The 17,658-nt window shown below is 55.3% G+C and carries 14 protein-coding genes and 1 pseudogene; 4 read left to right on the top strand and 11 right to left on the bottom strand.

Translation table 11 applies throughout. The features are described from left to right. The first annotated feature begins 80 nt into the window (after positions 1-80). Positions 81-1,268, top strand: a complete 1,188-nt coding sequence (gene uxuA, locus KIS77_15785; protein ID MCW5923806.1) for a mannonate dehydratase — start codon at positions 81-83, stop codon at positions 1,266-1,268. Continuing rightward, positions 1,265-2,608: a glycoside hydrolase family 28 protein gene (locus KIS77_15780; protein ID MCW5923805.1), complete on the top strand. Its 1,344-nt coding sequence runs from the start codon at positions 1,265-1,267 to the stop codon at positions 2,606-2,608. The genes uxuA and KIS77_15780 overlap by 4 nt, the downstream gene beginning before the upstream one ends. A gap of 96 nt (positions 2,609-2,704) precedes the next feature. Here the strand turns inward: KIS77_15780 and KIS77_15775 are convergent, their stop codons facing one another. Genes KIS77_15775 through uxaC form a run of 4 tightly spaced genes read right to left on the bottom strand, consistent with a single transcriptional unit; the run spans position 2,705 to position 7,604 of the window. After that, complete coding sequence (locus tag KIS77_15775; protein MCW5923804.1) at positions 2,705-3,949, bottom strand: mandelate racemase/muconate lactonizing enzyme family protein; 1,245 nt, start codon at positions 3,947-3,949, stop codon at positions 2,705-2,707. Positions 3,950-4,000: 51 nt separating this feature from the next. Beyond that, positions 4,001-5,152 carry a glycerate kinase gene (locus KIS77_15770; protein ID MCW5923803.1) on the bottom strand — a complete coding sequence of 384 codons (1,152 nt, stop codon included), beginning with the start codon at positions 5,150-5,152 and terminating at the stop codon, positions 4,001-4,003. 10 nt (positions 5,153-5,162) lie between these two features. After that, a complete protein-coding gene (locus KIS77_15765) occupies positions 5,163-6,167 on the bottom strand; it encodes a sugar kinase (protein ID MCW5923802.1) in 1,005 nt (334 codons plus the stop codon). Between the two features lie 3 nt (positions 6,168-6,170). Continuing rightward, the gene (gene uxaC, locus KIS77_15760; GenBank protein MCW5923801.1) at positions 6,171-7,604 is read right to left on the bottom strand and encodes a glucuronate isomerase; all 1,434 of its coding nucleotides are present in this window, start codon (positions 7,602-7,604) and stop codon (positions 6,171-6,173) included. 195 nt (positions 7,605-7,799) lie between these two features. On the opposite strand from uxaC, the gene KIS77_15755 reads away from it, so the two are divergent. Further along, entirely contained in the window at positions 7,800-9,656 is a 1,857-nt protein-coding gene (locus KIS77_15755; protein MCW5923800.1) for a beta galactosidase jelly roll domain-containing protein, read from the top strand. Between the two features lie 48 nt (positions 9,657-9,704). On the opposite strand, the gene KIS77_15750 is transcribed toward KIS77_15755, so the two are convergent. Continuing rightward, a complete protein-coding gene (locus tag KIS77_15750; protein MCW5923799.1) occupies positions 9,705-10,427 on the bottom strand; it encodes a response regulator transcription factor in 723 nt (240 codons plus the stop codon). A gap of 258 nt (positions 10,428-10,685) precedes the next feature. Continuing rightward, positions 10,686-11,882, bottom strand: coding sequence for a glycine C-acetyltransferase (gene kbl / locus KIS77_15745; protein ID MCW5923798.1), 1,197 nt, complete (start codon positions 11,880-11,882; stop codon positions 10,686-10,688). Between the two features lie 249 nt (positions 11,883-12,131). On the opposite strand from kbl, the gene ribB reads away from it, so the two are divergent. After that, positions 12,132-13,262, top strand: coding sequence for a 3,4-dihydroxy-2-butanone-4-phosphate synthase (gene ribB, locus KIS77_15740; GenBank protein ID MCW5923797.1), 1,131 nt, complete (start codon positions 12,132-12,134; stop codon positions 13,260-13,262). Positions 13,263-13,268: 6 nt separating this feature from the next. Here ribB and KIS77_15735 read toward each other — a convergent pair whose 3' ends face one another. The 5 genes and pseudogenes from KIS77_15735 to KIS77_15715 form a co-directional block, all read right to left on the bottom strand. Then, complete coding sequence (locus tag KIS77_15735) at positions 13,269-15,176, bottom strand: RecQ family ATP-dependent DNA helicase (GenBank protein ID MCW5923796.1); 1,908 nt, start codon at positions 15,174-15,176, stop codon at positions 13,269-13,271. 218 nt (positions 15,177-15,394) lie between these two features. Continuing rightward, positions 15,395-15,478: pseudogene (locus KIS77_15730) on the bottom strand (hypothetical protein). 87 nt (positions 15,479-15,565) lie between these two features. After that, entirely contained in the window at positions 15,566-15,859 is a 294-nt protein-coding gene (locus KIS77_15725; protein ID MCW5923795.1) for a hypothetical protein, read from the bottom strand. A 32-nt stretch (positions 15,860-15,891) separates the two neighbouring features. Beyond that, positions 15,892-16,407, bottom strand: coding sequence for a hypothetical protein (locus KIS77_15720; GenBank protein MCW5923794.1), 516 nt, complete (start codon positions 16,405-16,407; stop codon positions 15,892-15,894). A gap of 42 nt (positions 16,408-16,449) precedes the next feature. Next, positions 16,450-17,652 (bottom strand): phosphoglycerate kinase, encoded by a 1,203-nt coding sequence (locus KIS77_15715; protein ID MCW5923793.1) that lies wholly within the window; start codon positions 17,650-17,652, stop codon positions 16,450-16,452. Positions 17,653-17,658 lie beyond the last annotated feature (6 nt).

Below are 17,658 nucleotides of genomic sequence, written 5' to 3'. Positions count from 1 at the left end.
ACCTCACGGTTTTCCGAGCACCACCCCGAAAGATACCCAACAATCTCAACGGCGCAGCCGCTCAACATCCTCAACAAAGTATGCGACACATCGAACAAACCTGGCGCTGGTTTGGCCCAAATGACCCCGTTTCTCTGCAAGACGCGCGGCAAGCAGGCGCAGCGGGTATTGTCACCGCCCTGCACCACATCCCAAACGGACAGGCGTGGGAATTGGCCGAAATTTTGAAGCGAAAAACAGCTATTGAAGCCGCTGGGCTTGCCTTCTCGGTTGTCGAGAGCATACCCGTACATGAAGACATCAAAAAACGAACGGGCCGCTACCGACATTGGCTCGAAAACTACAAAATCTCGCTCCGCAACCTCGGCGCAGCAGGCATCCCTACTGTGTGCTACAACTTTATGCCCGTGCTCGACTGGACGCGCACCAACCTTGCCTACCGCATTGAAGATGGCTCGGAGGCCCTGCGATTCGACATCGTAGAAATTGCCGCCTTCGACATTTTTATGTTGAAAAGAAAAAACGCTGACCACGACTACATGCCCGATGTGCTGTCAAATGCCGAAAAATGGATTGAACACGCTTCCGAAACTGACAAACAACGCCTCATACGCAATATCATCGCTGGGCTGCCCGGCTCAGAGGAGGCCTACACCGTTGACAATTTCCGCGACACGCTCGCCACTTACGAGGGCATCACCGCCGACGTGCTGCGCACACACTTGGTGGAATTTTTGCGCGACGTAGCACCCGTAGCCGAAGAAGCAGGTGTTCGATTGGCCATACACCCCGACGACCCACCCTTTCCGATATTTGGCCTTCCCCGCGTAGTCAGCACCGCCGCCGACGTGGAGGCCGTATATGCCGCCTACGATTCGCCATTCAATGGCCTGTGCTACTGTACGGGTTCGTTCGGGGCGCGAGCCGACAACTACAACTTGCCCGCCATGTTCCGCCAATTGGGGCACCGCGCCAACTTTCTGCACCTTCGCCAAGTACAACTCGAACCCGACGGCTCTTTCTACGAAGCCAACCATCTCGAAGGCAGTCACGACGTGTACCAAATCATGCTGGAAATCGTGCGCGAACAGCAGCGCCGCGAACACCCTATCCCGATGCGCCCCGACCATGGTCACCGGATGCTCGACGACCTCCGCAAAACAGGTGGCAATCCCGGCTACACCGCCATCGGGCGGCTGCGCGGGCTGGCCGAGTTGCGCGGATTGGAAATGGGCATCGCTCGAAGCCTTTTTGACAATAAAACATGAAAATCCAATCCTTTTTGCTGACTTTATTGCTGCTGGCACTTGCTTGCCATACCACTCGTTTCACGGTAAAAAATGCCGCTCGACAGGCTGCCCGTGCTTGGGAAACCCAGCCCCGCGACATCCTGCGAAACGTTCAGCCTCCCGTGTTCCCAGCACGCGATTTTCATGTCTTGCTTGAAACAAACGCGGATTCATGCGCAAAAAACTGCCGTGCGGCCATTCAGAACGCCATTGATGCCTGCCACGAAGGAGGAGGGGGGAGAGTGGTGTTGCCCGCTGGAAATTACCTGTCCGACGGGCCGCTTCAGCTGAAATCGAATGTCCGTTTACACTTGGACAGTGGCGCGATGCTGGTGTTCGACACGCTGCCCGGACAATACCTGCCGCTCGTGAAAGTACGCTGGGAAGGCACGGTATGCTGGAATTACTCGCCGCTCATATATGCCTTTCAGCAAAAAAACATCGCGCTCACGGGGGAGGGCTGCATCAACGGGCAATCGCTGTCCTATTGGAAACACTGGCGCGCCCTCCAAGAACCCGCCAAAAAACGCCTCCGCCAAATGGGCAACGACCTCGTACCCGAAAACGAACGCCGCTTCGGCGAAGGCTGGTGGTTGCGGCCCTCGCTCATCGAGTTCTACCAATGCGAGAATGTGCTGGTGGAAGGGTTGACGCTCGAACAAAGCCCGTTCTGGACGCTGCACCCCGTATTCTGCAAAAACGTGACCCTCCGCAGGCTGCGCATCACGGGGGGCTACTGGAACGACGACGGCATTGACCCCGACTCCTGCGAGGATGTACTGATAGAAGACTGCGACATCCGCACCTACGACGATGCCATTTCCATCAAAGCCGGGCGGGACCAAGACGCTTGGGGCCGCCCCGGTTCGCGCCGCATCCTCGTGCGCCGCTGTGCCCTGCGCTCCGAAAAAGCAAACGCATTATGCATCGGTTCTGAACTGTCGGGCGGCGTGGAGCAGGTTTTTGCGAAAAACTGCCACATCAGCCGCGCCCGCTACGGGCTGAATTTCAAGACCAACAACGATCGAGGAGGGTATGCGCGGCACATCTTCGTCCGCGACGTTCAGGCCGACACCTGCTGGGAGGGGCTGTTGTTTTTCCAGACCAACTACCACTCCTATCGTGGCGGGAATTTCCCTACCCAGTTCAGCGATTTTTTTCTGCAAAACATAGATTGTCATATGGTTGACTCGTCGGCAGTCCGCATGAACGGGCTGCCTGATGCGCCTATTCAGCGTGTTTTTTTGCAAAACGTGCGGGTGAAGCAGGCGGGCAAACCGGATGTGTTGGAGCAGGTGCGTGAGTTGGTGTTGGACTGAAAACGCTGGGCGAGCGCCCTGTGGCAAAGGCGCCCCAACCCCGTTCGGCACATTATGCCCTTGTCCCGAAAAATATCCGGTAGCATGCCCCAAGGCTCACCAGCCCTCTACCACGGTGAGCTGTTTCACAAAGTCGGGGTCCAATGTGACCCCCCATCCCGGTCCCAGCGGGATGGGCATTCGACCGTGCTCGACGCTAAGGTTGGGGGCGTACACTTTTTTCAGGTAATCGTTAGGCTGCCACTCCTGAAACCTCGGCATATTGGGCGTGATGGCGGCCAAGTGCAGCATCGGCGCGTGCAAATGCCCGACGTGGGGGCTGTGCGGCGCGATTTGCAACCCGTGTTCGGCAGCTGTGCGGGCCACGCGCAAGGCGCGAGCAAAGCCACCTGTGTACATTAGGTCGGGCTGCACGACATCAACGATGCGCTCGGCAATCATGCGCCGCCAGATGGGCATGGCGCTGTCCTGCTCGCCGCCGGCAATGCTGATTTTAAGGCGTTTGGTTGCTTGACGGGTCAGCTCGTATTCGCGGAAGGGGCAGGGCTCTTCCCATATTTCATACCCTTCGGCGTGCAAGCGGCGGCCGATGCGGAGGATGTCTTTCAGATTTTCGTAAGAACCGTTGGCATCAGCATAGAGCGTGAAATCGTCGCCCGCTATTTTTCGGAAGAGCGGGATGATGGCCTCCGTTCGGCCGGGCACAGGGTCGGGGGCCATGCGTCCGCCGATTTTTACTTTCATGGCCCGAACGCCCAGTTCGCGGGCTTTTTCAAGGGCTTTTTGGGCATACTCTTCCGGGGCGCTTTTCCGGTCAAAGGTGGTGTAGTAGGTTTCCACGTCGCGTCGAATCAAGGTGCCGTAGAGCTCGGCCACTGGTTTGCCTGCCAGTGTGCCGAGCAGGCCCAACGCTGCGATTTCGACATGTCCGATGCAGTTCCAAAGCGGCATGCCGCAGTATTTGTAGTTGCGCTCGTCGCGGTAGCAAGCTTCCACGAGTGCCTCTATGTTGCGCAGGTCTTTCCCGATGAAAAACGGTGCGACGAGACCGTTGAAGATGCCGCGCAGGTATTGGATGCGGCTGTTGGCGGGCATGGTGTAGGCCACGTCGTCGGTCACTATGCGAACAAACCAAGCGCGGTTTTCGTCCCAACCCTCTTTTTTGAGCAGTTCGATGCGGCGTGGCGCCACGGGGTTGGGCAGTATTTGACAAAAATCAATCAGCGGGGCGGGTGTTTTTTCTGCTGAAAAGATGAGCCATTCGGCCCGCATAATATCGGGCGCAGCCAGCGTGCCGGCCAAGAGCGTGGCAGTTTTTTTGAAGAAAGAGCGGCGAAACATGGGGGTTGTTAGTGTTTTTGGCAAAAAGACGCAAAAGTTGGTTCTTCGCCCTTAGTGACGGCGCAGCAAATCTTGAACTAAATTTTTTTCGTCGAAGACACGGCGTGCGGTTCGTTCCAGCTGTTCCGCTGTACGGGGAAGCAGTGTGTGGAGCGGCGTGCCGGGCGCGGCATCATCGTTGATGCCGAAAGCTGCGCGAAGTCCGGTTTTGGCTATCTGTGCAGCGTCTGCTTCCAATTTTCCGCAAAAAGCCAGCACCGGGATGCCGTGATGTTTGGCTCGGCGGCAAAGCTGATGAATCAGTTTGCCATTTGCTGTTTGGCCATCAATCGCACCTTCTCCTGTGAGTACCGCATCGGCCCAGGCTAGTTTTTGGTCAAAATCAAGCAGGTCCATCACGGTGTCGGCACCGGGTCGGAGTTCGGCACCCAAAAAAAGACGGGTGCCGTAGCCCATGCCACCAGCGGCACCGCTGCCGGGCAGGTCGGGTGCGAAGTCGTATCCATGTTGAGCAGCCACAGCTGCGAAGTGGCGCAGCCCGGCATCCAACTGCTCGATGGCGTCGTCGCTGGCACCTTTTTGGCGGGCGTAGGTGTGTGCCGCCCCGTTGGGGCCAAACAGGGGATTGGTCACGTCGCAAATGACCTGTATGCTGGCGGGGAAGGGTTGAGCTGGCGACACGATTCGTTCGATAGCAGAAAGGTTGGCCCCGATGGGTGCGAGCGACACGCCGTTTTTGTCCAAAAAACGCCAGCCGAGGGCAGCGGCCATACCTGTTCCGGCATCGTTGGTGGCGCTACCGCCGATGGCCAGCACCAGTTTTTGCACGCCGCGCTGCGCCGCATCCGCCATTTGCATGCCTGTGCCGAAAGTGGTTGTCAGCAGCGGATTGCGCTCTTGTGGGGTCAACAATTGCAGGCCAGCGGTGCGGGCCATTTCGACAAAAGCAGTGTGTCCATCTGCACCCAGCAGGTAAGAGGCCGTGAGAGGGCGGCGGAGCGGGTCGCAGGTCTGGATTTTGACGGTGGTGAGCTTTAAGTGCCCGGTCAGCACTTCGGCTGTGCCTTCACCGCCGTCGGCCAATGGGCAGCACACGATATGCGCGTGGGGCATCGCTGCCTGCACACCGCGTGCGAGCGCCTGACAAACGTCCGTCGCGGGAAGGGCATCCTTGAAGGAATCGGGCGCAATGAGTATTCGCATGGCAAGTTGCTCAACGATTTACTTTCCCGCCGGTATTGCCTGCCATCAAATCGCGCACCTCCACCTCGTCGCACAAGTTGAAGTCTCCCGCAACATAGTGTTTGAAAGCGGCAGCGGCAGTTGCAAACTCGACTATTTGCTGTGTGTCGTCGCTCATTTTTCGCAACCCGTGTATAAGGCCTGCCATGAAGGCGTCGCCGCTCCCGATGCGGTCGAGCATATCGGGCAAATCGTACGATTGGGACATTCTTAGTTGAAGGCCATCGTAGAGCAAGCCCTGATAAGTGTTGTGTGAGGCCGAGATGCCGTCGCGCCGTGTCATGGCGATAAAACGAAGGCGAGGGAAAGTTTTTCCCACCATTGCAAACAATGTATCGGGTGAAGTTTCTTTGGTGCTATTGATGCCTAAGCAAGTGAGAAAAGATTTTCGGTCGCCGAGCAACACATCGGCAAAGCCTACCAACTCGGGCATCACACTGGCTGGCGATGCGCCATATTTCCAAAGGCTTGCCCGATAGTTGAGGTCGCAAGAAACTTTCACATCAAGTTTCTTGGCTAACTCAAGTCCTTCCATCAAGGTTTGGGCGGCACCTTGCGACAGTGCGGGTGTGATGCCTGACCAATGAAGCCAATCAGCTTGCTCCAACGCGCTCTGCCAATCCAACATTCCGGGCTTTAGGTCTGCCATGCCACTGTGCGCACGGTCGTAGAGCACCTTCGAGGCTCTTCGCCCGATGCCCTGTTCCAAGAAGTAAATACCCAGACGTTCACCTCCGCGCTTGCAATGGCTGATGTCCACCCCTTGTTGAGCTAGCGCGCCCAGCGCAGCCTGCCCCAATTCGTTGTCAGGCACGCGGGTCAGAAAGGAGACCTGCTCGCCCCATTGGGCGAGAGATGCGGCCACGTTGGCTTCAGAGCCGCCATAGACGGCATCGAATAGGCGAGCTTGCACGAAACGGTAAGCGTTGGGTGGGGATAGTCGCAGCAGAATTTCCCCGAAACAAAGTATTCGCATGAATCAAAGATTGAAATACCGTTTGGCGTTTCGGTAACAGATGTCCTCCACGATGCCACCGAGCCAGTCTAATTCAGCGGGGAGCTCGCCATTGGCAACATCACGGCCAATAAGGTTGCACAAGATGCGACGGAAATACTCGTGGCGCGGAAATGACAAAAAACTTCGGCTATCGGTGAGCATGCCCACAAAACGGGCGAGCAGGCCGAGATTGCTCAGCGTGTTTAGTTGTTTTTCCATGCCGTCTTTTTGGTCGAGAAACCACCATGCGCTGCCCCACTGGATTTTACCGGGCACGGAGCCGTCGTTGAAGTTGCCGAGCATGGTGGCAAACACTTCATTGTCGCGAGGGTTGAGGTTGTATAATATGGTTTGTGGCAGGTTGCCTTCGTGGTCGAGGCGGTCGAGGAAACGAGCCAGATGCCGTGCCTGCTCGAAGTCGCCGATGCTGTCGAAGCCAGTATCGGGGCCGAGCGATTGCATCATTCTGGTATTATTGTTCCTGAGCGCTCCCAGGTGGAATTGTTGCGTCCAGCCGCGTTGGGAATAGCCGATACCAAGATGGAACAGGATGGCTGATTGGTAAATCTCGACTTCTTTGGGCGAGATGGGTTGGTTTTCGATTTTTTTCCTAAAAATTTCGTCAGCCGCTTTGTCGGTAAATTCGGCGGCATACACCCGTTCCAGACCGTGGTCGGAAAGCCGGCAACCAAGCGAGTCGAAAAAATCCATCCTGCGCTCGAGCGTTTCGAGCAAGTCGGAGAAGGAGCGAATCTCTATCCGGGCTGCTGCGCCAAGCCGCGCAATGTATTCCCCAAAACCATCTTTTTCGAGCAAAATCGCCCTGTCGGGGCGGAAGGTAGGGAGCAGTTTGGTGGCGGCATGTTGTTCGGCGAACATCAAATGGGCTGCGAGCTCGTCGGCGGGGTCGTCGGTGGTACACACGACTTCGACGTTCATCTTTTTCAAAATACCGCCTGCCGACAGATTGGGGGAATAGAGGGCGGCGTTGGCTTGCTCAAAAACATCGCTCGCCGAGGCAGGGCAGAGCAGCGCCTCTATGCCGAAATACCGACGCAGCTCGAGGTGCGTCCAATGGAACAACGGGTTGCGCACGGTGTAGGGCACTGTCTCTGCCCATTTTTCAAATTTTTCCCAATCCGAGGCCTTTCCAGTGATAAAATGTTCCGTCACGCCCTGTGTGCGCATCGCTCGCCACTTGTAGTGGTCGCCTTCGAGCCAGATTTCAGTGATGCTTCGGAATCGGCGGTCGCTGGCGATGTCTTCGGGCGAAAGGTGGCAATGGTAGTCAATGATGGGCTGCGGAGCGGCGTGTTCGTGGTATAGTTGCTCGGCGAATTCGTTGTCCAGCAAAAAGCTATCTCCCAGAAAAGGACGAGGTGGGGCATATTCGAGCGTGCCGTTGCGTTGCGACATGGTGTGATTTTGCATTTAGATAGAATGACGAAAATGAAATACTTTACCCTTAAAATCCGCAAGTTAGATGCTGTCGGGCACAAGGTTTTAAAATTGTCGCTGTTCCCAAAAAAACACAAGGATGTGCCAACTTGAAAGGTGTTTCAGGGTAAATACAGCGCCTACCCGTCTTTCCTCCAAAAAACAAACCGCGCCATGCGTTTTTTATCCGGTCTTGTCTTAGGCTGTCTCTGCCAATATGCCGTTGCTCAAAACCTTCACTTGCATAATGTGACCAATCGCCCAGCCACCCTGCTAGCGGGCAATTGGCACTACATCGTTGACCCTTACGAGACGGGCTTCCGCAACCATCGCAACTGGACGCCTTACGACGAAAAGGAGGCTGCTACCACCTCCTCAGCCGCACCCTATTACACTAATCGCAAACAGGTGAATCGCTGGGACCGCATCGAATACGACTTCGACCAATCGCCCACGCTCAATGTACCCGGCGACTGGAACCACCAGCGGCCCGAACTGCTCTACTATGAAGGTTCGATATGGTACAAAACCGATTTCAAATACAACCTGCCTGCCGGGCGAAGGCTCTTGCTTCACTTCGGTGCCGCAAACTATCGCGCCGATGTCTATCTCAACGGCAAAAAGGCCGGGATGCACGAAGGCGGCTACGACCCCTTCCATTTTGACGTGACCCAGCTGGTGCAAGCAGGCGACAACTTTCTCGTCGTGCGCGTGGACAACCGCCGCGAGCGCGACCGTGTGCCGGGCATGACTACTGATTGGTGGAACTACGGCGGCATCACTCGCGATGTGTCCTTGCTCGAAGTGCCCCAGACATTTATCTCGAATTTCTTTTTGCAAGCGGACAAGGCAAAACGCGGGCGTGCCACTGGCTGGGTACAACTCGATGGCCCCCAACTGTCCCAAAAAATAACCGTTTCCATCCCTGCGCTATCCGTCAGCCAAACCGTCGCCACCGATGCCAAAGGCCGCGCCTCACTCGATTTGGATATTTCGGCAAGCAAACGATGGTATCCTGAACGCCCCCAATTGTATGAAGTTGTTTTCAAGGCAGAAACCGACCAGACAAGCGACCGCATCGGCTTCCGTACCATCGAAACCAAAGGAAAAGACCTGATTTTGAACGGAAAGCCAATTTTTCTGCGTGGCATTTGTATGCACGAGGAAGTGCCGACCCGCATGGCTCGCGCCTTCTCCCGCGAAGATGCTCAACTGCTCCTCGGCTGGGCCAAAGAACTCAACTGCAACTTCGTGCGCTTGGCGCATTACCCACACAACGAACATACCGTGCGCCTAGCTGATGAAATAGGGCTGCTTGTGTGGGACGAGGTGCCAGTATATTGGGGCATCAACTACGAAAACTCCGCTACCTACGCGCAAGCTGAAAGCCAAATACGCGCCATGGTGGAAAGGGATAAAAACCGCGCGTCGGTCATCGTGTGGTCAGTTGCCAATGAAACACCCCGCGAAGACCCCCAACGTCTCGTATTTCTGAACAACATGGCGGCTGCGGTGCGCCAGATTGACAATACGCGCCTACTGAGCGCCGCCTTGGACCGCACCGAGGACAAAGCAACCAACCACATCCGCATCACCGACCCATTCGCGGCCACCTCCGATGTGGTAAGCACCAATGAGTACCTCGGCTGGTATGGCTCCACACCCGACCATTGCCGCGTCGTGACGTGGAACCTCGCGGAACACGACAAACCATTTTTGGTCAGCGAGTTTGGCGCAGATGCGCTGTTCAATCACCGAGGCGATAGCCTGACCATCTGGACAGAAGACTATCAAGAATGGCTTTATCGCGAGCAAATCGAGATGCTCAAAAAAATACCCTCATGGCGCGGCGTGACACCTTGGATTTTAGCCGATTTCAGGGCACCTCGGCGCAACCTTCCGGGTATTCAGGATGGCTGGAACCGCAAGGGCCTCATATCGAACAATGGCTACAAAAAACGGGCTTGGTATGTCTTAAAGGCGTTTTACGATGAATTGGAACAACAATGGGCGTACGAAATCGAGGATTAGGCACACCCCCCAGGGCAAACTATTTTGAGAATAAGGCATAGTGACAAACTACCCGGCCCTTCCCAATCTCCCCATCACATATTCCTTGTGACTCCGCCCAATCGGCAGCACACGCCCGGCGATTTCGACCTCTGCGGCGGAAAAGGATTCGATTTTGTCAACCGCCACCAAAAACGACCGATGGATGCGCAGGAAATGGTGGGGGCGCATCAGCTCTTCCAGCTCTCCGAGTTGATAATGCGTGTTGTAAGCCCGTGCTTTGGTCACGATGCTCACCGAATCCTTCAAACTTTCGATGAACAGGATTTCGTCCAAGTAGATTTTTACCGCGCGCTTGCTCACGGTGAAAAAATAGTAAGGTCGCACGGAATGTGCGGGCTTGGAGTGCGCCTGCACATCGGCAGGGGCGCGGTGGGGGAGCAGCAGTTTATTGGCCGCCTTGGTGAATCGAGAAAACTCTATGGGCTTCAGCAGATAGTCCGCCACTTGCAAATCGAAGCCCTGCACCGCAAATTCATGGTAGGCAGACGTGATGATGACTTTCGGCGGGTGAAGCAGCGTTTTCAAAAAATCCAAACCGCTGAGCTTGGGCAGGTTGATGTCGAGGAACACCACATCCACCGGATGCGCGCGCACCACTTCGAGTGCTTCGATGGCATCGTCGCAGACGTGTGTGAGCCGCAGAAAAGGTGTCTGAGCGATATATTCGGAAAGGATTTCGGAAGCCAGAGGTTCGTCCTCCACGATGATGCAACGCAATGGGTCGTTCATAGCCGTCAATGGTTGGTAGTTTTTTGATGTTTGCTTTGCGCGAAATGTACGAATTAAGAGTTGAAAACTTTTGGCGTTTGATATTCAATCTCTTATTCAGGCGGTAATTTGAAATCACCGCCTGAATGACACGCCCCTATTTCAACCCTTAGTCCGCATTAAACGCTAAAAAAGAAAACCGGAGCGAATGCCAAGTTGCATCGCGCCGGTTTTTTTATTTCAAAAATAGCCGTTTCGCTCCCAAATACGGCCAAACGACTATTTCAGAACCCCCAACGACTTGCCTACCTTGGCGAATGCGGCCACGGCCTTTTCCAAATGCTCCGGCTCGTGCGCGGCGGATAGTTGCACCCGGATACGGGCCTTGCCTTGCGGCACCACCGGGTAGAAAAAGCCTATGACGTAGATGCCTTCGTCTAGCAGTTTTTTGGCAAATTGTTGCGCCAACGGCGCCTCATAGAGCATCACAGGTGTGATGGGGTGCTCGCCCGGCACAATATCGAACCCCGCGGCGGTCATTGCGTTACGGAACCACTTCGTGTTGGCCTCCAACTTGTCGCGCAGCGCCGTGGAGCCGCTGAGCAATTCCATCACCTTGATGCTGCCTCCAACGATGGATGGCGCAACGGTGTTGGAAAACAGGTAGGGCCGAGAGCGCTGGCGCAGGATTTCCACAATTTCCTTTTTGGCCGAGGTGAAGCCGCCGCTCGCGCCGCCGAGTGCCTTGCCCAGTGTGCCAGTGATGATGTCAATGCGGCTCATCACGTTGCGGTATTCGTGGGTGCCGCGCCCGGTTTTGCCCAAAAAGCCCGTCGCGTGGCACTCGTCTATGCCCACCATCGCGTCGTATCGCTCCGCCAAGTCGCAAATTTTGTCCAATTGCGCGATGGTGCCGTCCATTGAAAAAGCGCCATCGGTGAAGATGAGTATGCGGCGGGCGTTGGCAGCCTTGGCTTCTTTCAGGCAATCCTCCAAAGCGTTCATGTCGTTGTGCTTGTAGCGAAAACGCTTGGCCTTGCACAACCGGATGCCATCAATGATGGAAGCGTGGTTGAGCTCGTCGCTGATGACCGCATCCTCCTCGCCCAAGAGCGGCTCGAAGAGGCCGCCGTTGGCATCGAAAGCAGCGGCGTAGAGGATGGTGTCTTCCATGCCGAGAAAATCGGCAAGCCGTTTCTCCAACTCTTTGTGAATGTCCTGTGTGCCGCAAATGAAACGGACGGAGGAAAGCCCATAGCCATGTGTGCGTATGGCTTCGATGGCTGCTTCGATAACCGCTGGATGACTGCTCAGGCCCAGGTAGTTGTTCGCACAAAAATTCAAGACGTGATGCTGTGCGGTGGTGTCAATGACCGGGCCCTGCGGCGATGTGATGATGCGTTCTTCCTTGTAAAGCCCTGCTTCGCGGATGCTTTGTATTTCGCGCTCGAGGGCAGGTTCGACGGTGGTGAACATGGTTGCTATCGGTTGTTTTTTTCAAATAAAAAATTCAAATTGGCGAGCAAAGGTAGGGTGGGGAGGTATGTATTTTTGAAAAAAAAGAAAGCGGAGCGGCTTTTCAAATTTTCAACAAACATCAAAAAACGCCAAATCAAATTTTTCATCCGCGCAACATTTACCCGCCCAACAGAATTATCTTTGTCGCCGAAAATGTGTCGCAACAGGAAACGACTCCGAAACCCACGTTTTCTCTCCTTTGCAGCTATGAACAGCACTTTCCAACTTAGCACCATCGAAGAAGCCATCGCCGACATCCGGGCGGGAAAAGTCATCATCGTGGTGGACGACGAAGACCGCGAAAACGAGGGCGACTTTATCTGCGCCGCCGAAACGGTGACTCCCGACCTTATCAACTTCATGGCCACGCACGGGCGCGGCCTCATATGCACACCCATCGAAGAAAAACGAGCCGACGAGCTTGGCCTCGACCTCATGGTGAACGCCAACACGGCCCTGCATGAGACGGCTTTTACGGTGTCCATTGACCTGATTGGGCATGGTTGCTCCACCGGCATCAGCGCCTACGACCGCGCCACGGGCATCCGTTGGCTCACCAACCCTATCGCCAAGCCCAGCGATTTTGCCCGCCCCGGCCATATTTTCCCTCTGCGAGCCAAGTCGGGGGGCGTGTTGCGCCGCACAGGGCACACGGAGGCCGCTGTGGATTTGGCACGGCTGGCTGGGCTGTACCCGGCAGGAGTGTTGGTGGAAATACTGAACCCCGACGGCTCCATGGCGCGTTTGCCCCAGTTGATGGACGTGGCAAAGCAGCACAACCTCAAAATCATCTCCATTGACGACCTCGTGGCTTATCGGATGCGCACGGAGCGTTTGGTGCGGCGCGAGTTCGAGACCCGCATGAAGACGATTTACGGGGACTTCGACGCGGTGGTTTTCACGGACGTGTCGAGCGGCGACACGCATTTGGTGTTGCAAAAAGGCGAGTGGGCGGCGGATGAGCCAGTGCTGGTGCGTGTCCATTCATGGTCGGAGACGGGGGGCATTCTTGGCAATCTATTGGCCGACTACGGCGCTCAGATTCAGCATGCGCTGCGAATAATCGAAAAAGAGGGCAAGGGGGCTTTTGTCTATTTGAGGCAGGCAGACAAGGCTGATTTGTTGGCGCGGCTTCGGGTTTACAAGCAACTGATGGACGATGGCGAGCCGGAGAAATTCGAGCTTCACACGAGCATGGGCAAAAAGGATTTCGGGGTGGGCGCTCAAATCCTACGCGACTTGAACGTGTCCAAAATTCGCCTGCTGACCAATCACCCCCGCCCCCGCACCGGATTCATCGGATATGGGTTGGAAATTGTGGAAAATATACAGTTGTAGGAGCCGTCACTTTGCCCACACCAACCGCCCTTCCTCGTCCCGCACCAATCGCCCTTCGTCAATTAAGTAGTCCACCACTTGCGCCACGGCCGCGTGGCGCTTCATGGCGAACGCTTGGAGGATTTCCTCAAAGGGGAGCGGTTCGTGAGTGAGCACATGCCGAATTTTTCGTTCGTAGGCCTCAAATATGTTTTCGCTGACCTCACTTTTGTTTCTGCCTGTGCACACATCGCAAATGCCGCAGGGTTTGCTGTTCTTTTCGGCAAAATAGGCGAGCAACTGTTGGCTGCGGCATCGGCGCGTCTCGGCGTAGCGGATGGCCTGCTCCACCCGTTCCTCGGCGCGTTGTTTCCGAAAGTTGAATTTGGCGAGGTCAATTGTTAGATTTTCCGCAGCCACGCGCTCGCGGGTAAAGATGAGTTGGGGCTTGTCTTTGCGCGGCTCATAAATCAGATAATTCTCTTGGTGGGCTTTTTGCAGCACCTGTCGAACGGTGTCGGGCGGCACTTTGGCATACTTGGACATGAAGGTCTCGCTGATGTCGGTGAACTGCGTATTGATGCCGGGATAGGCGCGAAGCAGCACTTTGATGACCGAGTCGCCGTGTTTGCTTCGCAACTGATAATCGTAAATCGCTTCGCGCGAGGCCGTCACCAACACGCGGGCGGGAGTGCCCGTCGCGTCGCTCAGCGCAATCCAGCCCTCTTGTTCGATGAGGCGCAACGCGGCATGAGTGGGGGCTTGGTCGAGTTGATAAGCCGCGCAAAAAATCTGCAAATCGAAATCAAAGGCCTCGCCCATGCCGGCCCCAATCGCCAACTGCGTGTAACTGCCCAATGCCTGATACACCCGGCGCACCTCCTCCATCGGCGGAAAAGCGGCTTGCAAATGATGGCGCAAGCCATCGGCATCATTATAGTCGTAGAGCAAGACCGCATACGATTTCAAGCCGTCGCGCCCGCCGCGCCCTGCCTCTTGAAAGTAGGCTTCCAGACTGTCGGGCAGGCTCAAATGAACGACCACTCGCACATCGGGCTTGTCAATGCCCATGCCGAAGGCATTGGTGCAGACGATGATGCGCGTCTTGCCCGCTATCCAAGCCTCTTGGCGGGCGTTGCGTTCTTCCGAAGTCAGGCCCGCGTGATAAAAGTCGGCGCTGAAGCCATTGTCCGTCAGCATTTTGGCGATTTCCTTTGTCTCGCCTCGGCTTCGCACATACACGATGCCGGTGCCCGGCACATTGCGCAGGATGTCGAGCAGTTTTTCCCGCTTTTTGCTTTCGTACAACACGGAGTAAGACAAATTGGAGCGGACGAAGCTTTGCCTAAAAACATCCTTTTCCCGAAAGGCTAATTTTTCCTGAATTTCCTCCAATACTTCGGAAGTCGCTGTCGCGGTGAGCGCGAGCACAGGTACATTGGGCAACAAAGGCCGCAAATCGGCAATCTGCAAGTACGGCGGGCGAAAGTCATAGCCCCATTGGCTGATGCAGTGCGCCTCGTCTACTGCCAGCAGGTTGACGTTCATGCGCTGGATACGGGCGAGGGCGAGGTCGGTTTTTAGTCGTTCGGGGCTGAGGTATAGGAGTTTGTACGCGCCGTTGCACGCATTTTCAAAAATAATATCAATCTCGCGGCTGCTCATGCCCGAAAAAATCGCCGCCGAAGGCACCCCCCGTTTCTGAAGGTTGTGTACTTGGTCTTTCATCAAGGCGATGAGCGGCGACACGACGAGGCAAATCCCCTCTTTGCACAGGGCTGGCACTTGATAACAAATTGATTTTCCACCACCTGTGGGCAGCAGCGCCAGCGTGTCGCGCCCGGCCAAAGCCGAGCGGATAATGTCTTCCTGCAATGGGCGGAAGGCCGGGTAGCCCCAGTATTGTTGAAGGATGGAAAGCGGCTCCTGATGCACGCGGCGAACTGTTTTCGGCAAAAATACAGGGCAGGCATGATTATTTTCCTATCTCGGTTCCCCTATGAAAGAGGGGGGAAAGAATGCGTCTCTTCTTGAGGGGCTGCACCCGATGTCCAAAACAATAAAACGGCGAAGCCCACGCATGGCTTCGCCGTTTTTTTCAAAAATGCCCCTAATGACTTCAGTTGCCCTTAATGACCCCTAATGACCCTTAATTACTCCGCAATCGCCTTTATTCCCGGCAGCTCCTTGCCTTCCAAAAACTCCAGCATGGCGCCGCCGCCGGTGCTGACGAAACTCACTTTTTTGGCGAGTTTGAGTTGATTTACCACCGCTGCCGCGATATTCAACTGCTTGAGACACCCGGTTGACGCTGCTTTTTGATTTTATGCCGATACCAAAGCAGGCTTTTTGGTCAATCCGAGACGCTCTTTGGCGAGTTGGAGCATCCATTCCCGCACCTCAGCGGCATCCATGGCGGCGACTTTTTCGTAAGGGAGGACGATGCGGTAATAGCGCCAGCCATCTTTTTTCCAACTGTAGTTTCTGCGCCAGTCGCCTTTGGTGCAGGCGAAAATGATGCCGACGTTTCCATCTACATCTTTGAGAAGCTGCCTGACATATTCATCGTCCAATTTGGGCGCGATGTCTTGCTCTACGATTCTGGCCGTTTTTAGCATAAAAGCGATTTTGACGCTAAAGTAATCTGTTTTTAATCGGTCCGCAAATTTCCCGGAGGTTTTGCCAGCCGTTGAGGGGGCGGGCGGACGAGGTTCTCCGGCAGCAGAGGGTATTGAAAAATTTTCCGCTTTTCTTCTTCCAAACATTCTTGCAAACTGCCGCGAAATTGAGGCAGATAGTCCAAGTCGTTTTGAATGAGAAAATCTTTATGGTACCTGCCGTCTTGTCCTTTTCGTGTCACACCGTATTTCCACACTTCACCAGCGTTGAGAAAAATTGTCGGAGCGGGGCATTTGAGACAAGGGTAAAATTTGGGCTGCTTTGCAATCAACGCATACTGCTCTGCTTCTTGCAATTCCTTCAACTCCTTTTGCATTTGCCTTTCCCGCTTCTTCGCCAAACGTGGTTCGCCGTCCTTCCACTCTACGACCTCGTCGAAAGTGAGTGCGGCAACCATGACCGCCGTCGCAGCCAGCAACCATACGAACACCGGCTTTCGTCGAGGTTCGGGTTTGATAAAAATCGGTTCTCGGTAGTCAGCGCCCATGTTATGGCACTTGGTTTAAAAAATGGCCCCTAATGACCTCAATCATCCCGCAATCGCCTTTATTCCCGGCAACTCCTTCCCTTCCAAAAACTCCAGCATGGCGCCGCCGCCAGTGCTGACGAAACTCACTTTTTTGGCGAGTTTGAGTTGGTTCACCGCCGCCACCGAGTCGCCGCCGCCCACCATCGTGAACGCGCCTTTTTTCGTAGCGGAGGCGCAGGCTTTCGCCACGACTTTCGTTCCGTTGGCGAAAGCGGGCATTTCAAAAACACCCATCGGGCCGTTCCAAATCACGGTTTTGCTTTTGCGAATGACCGAAGCAAACGACCGCGCCGCCGCCGGGCCGATGTCGAGGCCCATCCATCCGTCGGGGATTTGGTTGCTGGGGCAGACTTGCACGTTGGCATCGGCAGCAAATTTGTCGCCGCAGACCGAGTCTTTCGGCAGCAACACTTTCACACCCGCGTCTTTGGCTTTTTTCAAAAATTCTTTGGCGATTTTCAGTTTGTCGGCCTCCACGAGCGAGTTGCCGATGGCGCCTTTTTTCGCCATGAAGAAAGTGTAGGCCATCGCGCCGCCGATGAGAATGTTGTCAGCGTAGTCTAGGAATTTTTCGAGCAACAGGATTTTGTCGCTGACTTTGGAGCCGCCGGTGACGCAGGTGACGGGTTTGGCGGGGTTTTTCATGGCGCGGGTCGCGTTTTCGATTTCGCGCTCCATGAGGAAGCCGAAGGTCTTGCTGTTTTTGTCAAAAAAACGGGCAATGACGGCGGTGCTGGCGTGAGCGCGGTGAGCGGTGCCGAATGCGTCGTTCACATACACGTCGCCGAGCGCGGCGAGTTTTTTGGCAAATGCCTCGTCGCCTTTTTCCTCTTCGGCGTAGAAGCGGGTGTTTTCCAACAGCAGTACTTCGCCGGGCTTGAGGGCGGCGGCTTTTTTCACGGCCTGTTTGCCGATGCAGTCGTCGGCAAAATGGACTTTGGCTTTCAACTTTTTGCGCAGGTGTTTCACCAAATGTTGGAGGGTGAATTTCTGGCGGTTGATGCTGCCGTCGGCGTTCAGTTTTTCCAAAGGCCGACCGAGGTGCGACATCAGGATGGCCGAGCCGCCCTGCTCCAAAATGTGTTTGATGGTGGGCAGCGCCTCGCGGATGCGGGTGTCGTCGGTGATGCGGAATTCTTTGTCCAGCGGCACGTTGAAGTCCACGCGGACGAGGGCTTTTTTGTTTTTAAAATTGAGTTTCATTGTGTT

The sequence above is a fragment of the Saprospiraceae bacterium genome (assembly GCA_026129545.1).
In the GTDB taxonomy this organism is placed as follows: Bacteria; Bacteroidota; Bacteroidia; order Chitinophagales; family Saprospiraceae; genus M3007.
The sequence above is the reverse complement of the archived record's forward strand: the minus strand, read 5'-3'. Positions and strand labels throughout refer to the sequence as shown.

Coding starts and splice junctions, on each gene's coding strand:
- KIS77_15775 (MCW5923804.1), bottom strand. CDS start 3,949: ATGTTTCGCCGCTCTTTCTTCAAAAAAACTGCCACGCTCTTGGCCGGC.
- KIS77_15765 (MCW5923802.1), bottom strand. CDS start 6,167: ATGCGAATACTTTGTTTCGGGGAAATTCTGCTGCGACTATCCCCACCC.
- ribB (MCW5923797.1), top strand. CDS start 12,132: ATGAACAGCACTTTCCAACTTAGCACCATCGAAGAAGCCATCGCCGAC.
- KIS77_15755 (MCW5923800.1), top strand. CDS start 7,800: ATGCGTTTTTTATCCGGTCTTGTCTTAGGCTGTCTCTGCCAATATGCC.
- KIS77_15780 (MCW5923805.1), top strand. CDS start 1,265: ATGAAAATCCAATCCTTTTTGCTGACTTTATTGCTGCTGGCACTTGCT.
- KIS77_15725 (MCW5923795.1), bottom strand. CDS start 15,859: ATGCTAAAAACGGCCAGAATCGTAGAGCAAGACATCGCGCCCAAATTG.
- uxuA (MCW5923806.1), top strand. CDS start 81: ATGCGACACATCGAACAAACCTGGCGCTGGTTTGGCCCAAATGACCCC.
- kbl (MCW5923798.1), bottom strand. CDS start 11,882: ATGTTCACCACCGTCGAACCTGCCCTCGAGCGCGAAATACAAAGCATC.
- KIS77_15720 (MCW5923794.1), bottom strand. CDS start 16,407: ATGGGCGCTGACTACCGAGAACCGATTTTTATCAAACCCGAACCTCGA.
- KIS77_15715 (MCW5923793.1), bottom strand. CDS start 17,652: ATGAAACTCAATTTTAAAAACAAAAAAGCCCTCGTCCGCGTGGACTTC.
- uxaC (MCW5923801.1), bottom strand. CDS start 7,604: ATGTCGCAACGCAACGGCACGCTCGAATATGCCCCACCTCGTCCTTTT.
- KIS77_15750 (MCW5923799.1), bottom strand. CDS start 10,427: ATGAACGACCCATTGCGTTGCATCATCGTGGAGGACGAACCTCTGGCT.
- KIS77_15770 (MCW5923803.1), bottom strand. CDS start 5,152: ATGCGAATACTCATTGCGCCCGATTCCTTCAAGGATGCCCTTCCCGCG.